2 protein-coding genes are annotated in these 1,766 nt (G+C 45.0%); both read right to left on the bottom strand.

Annotation, left to right across the window (positions count from 1 at the left end):
* Positions 1-272, bottom strand: a 272-nt coding sequence (locus QTO00_RS19210; RefSeq protein WP_331426177.1) for an adenylyltransferase/cytidyltransferase family protein, incomplete at its 3' end; no start/stop codon positions are given.
* A 90-nt stretch (positions 273-362) separates the two neighbouring features.
* A partial coding sequence (gene murJ / locus QTO00_RS19205) for a murein biosynthesis integral membrane protein MurJ (RefSeq protein ID WP_331426176.1) occupies positions 363-1,766 on the bottom strand: 1,404 nt, incomplete at its 5' end.

Below are 1,766 nucleotides of genomic sequence, written 5' to 3'. Positions count from 1 at the left end.
CACAGCAATCTTTCTAACTCTAACTTACTCAGTTGAACATATTTGTCTCTGAGACGAGTTAACCGCGCTGGCGCTTTATCTTTCGCAAACAACTCCAATGGCTGAGGATCAAATGTCATTACCGTAGACGGCAAGCCTAGCTTTTTCGCTTGCGCAGACACTTGGTTTAACACTTCCTGATGCCCAAGGTGGACACCGTCGAAGTTTCCGATCGTCAACACACACCCTTGATGGTGTGGCTTGATGTTATGAATACCTCGAATCAATTCCATTGAAGACTACTAAAACTTGTTTATAGGTTACAAATTCTCTAAATAAGAATTAACGTTGCGTGAAACCGACGGATTATATACCAATTATGCTTAGTCTGTCGCTGCTTTTAAGTCTTTTAAACGTACCCCTAGAAGATAGACTGTTACTAAGTAGGCACTAGCCCCTAAGCCAATCAACGTCGCTAAAGCTATGACGCGTTCGAACAGGCTCCAAGTCAGCCATACACTCATCTCTTCAAGTTGCCATAAAACCGCGCCAACCATGATGCCACCAGCCACGACCAACTTGGCAACAAATACAAGCGTTTTTAAAGTTAACTGATAAACCCCTGCGATGTGCAACCCTCTATATAGAAGAGACATGTTTACAAAAGCAGAGAGTGCCGTTGCGATAGCAAGACCGACATAGCCATAGAACCAAGCAAAGATTGCATTAAAGACCATGTTAGTCACCATAGCAATAATGCCGTATTTAACCGGAGTCTTGGTGTCTTGACGTGAGTAATAGCCTGGCGCTAGCACCTTAATTAGCATAAAGTTTAATAGACCAGAAGCGTAAGCAACTAAAGACATCGAAGCGAAAGTGACATCCTGCGGAGTAAACTCACCACGCATAAACAGCACCATCAGCATAGGTTTGGCCAAAACCATCAAACCAAGCATTGCAGGGATACCGAGCAGCATCACCATACGCACACCCCAGTCCATGGTCTGAGCAAAACCATCACTATGAGCGTCAACATGCTTACGAGAAAGGGCTGGTAGAATAACCGTGGCTATCGCAATCCCAAACAAGCCCAAAGGAAACTCTAGCAATCGATCAGAATAGTAGAGCCAACTGATTGAACCAGTTTGCAGAAAACTGGCGATGAAGGTATCAAACAGCAAGTTAATCTGGCTCACTGATACACCAAACAGAGCGGGAATCATTAGCGTGCGGATCTTTACCACACCAGGATCGCGCCATCCCCACTGAGGTTTAACCATTACCCCCGCTTTAATAAGGAAAGGGATTTGGAATAAAAACTGGACCAAGCCACCAAGGAAAACACCAATGGCTAAACCAACTTCAGGTTGTGACAACTGAGGCGCAATAAACCACGCCGACAAAATAATCATCACATTGAGAAAAACAGGAGTAAAAGAGGAAACAGCAAATTTACCTAAGGTATTGAGGATCGCTCCCGACAAAGCGACAAAGGTAATAAACCACAGGTAAGGGAAAGTGATTTTGAGCATAAAGCTCGCCAGTTCAAACTTCTCAGCTGACGGCCCACCATTGAGCCAATCAAGGAACCAGCCAAAACCAAATAGAGCAGTGACAACACCAGAGCCCAAAACGCCCAATAGAGTAACAATAGAGACAATCACCCCGAGCGTACCTGCCGCTCGTGCAATCAACTGACGAGTTTTATCCATATCTCCGGCGGCATGGTACTCAGTCAATACAGGAACAAAGGCTTGAGAAAACGCCCCTTCTGCGAATAGTCGTCT

Origin of the sequence: Vibrio sp. M260118 (assembly GCF_036533755.1) — a bacterium.
In the GTDB taxonomy this organism is placed as follows: Bacteria; Pseudomonadota; Gammaproteobacteria; order Enterobacterales; family Vibrionaceae; genus Vibrio.
Note: the sequence above shows the minus strand (reverse complement) of the source record. Positions and strands in the feature narration are given on the sequence as shown.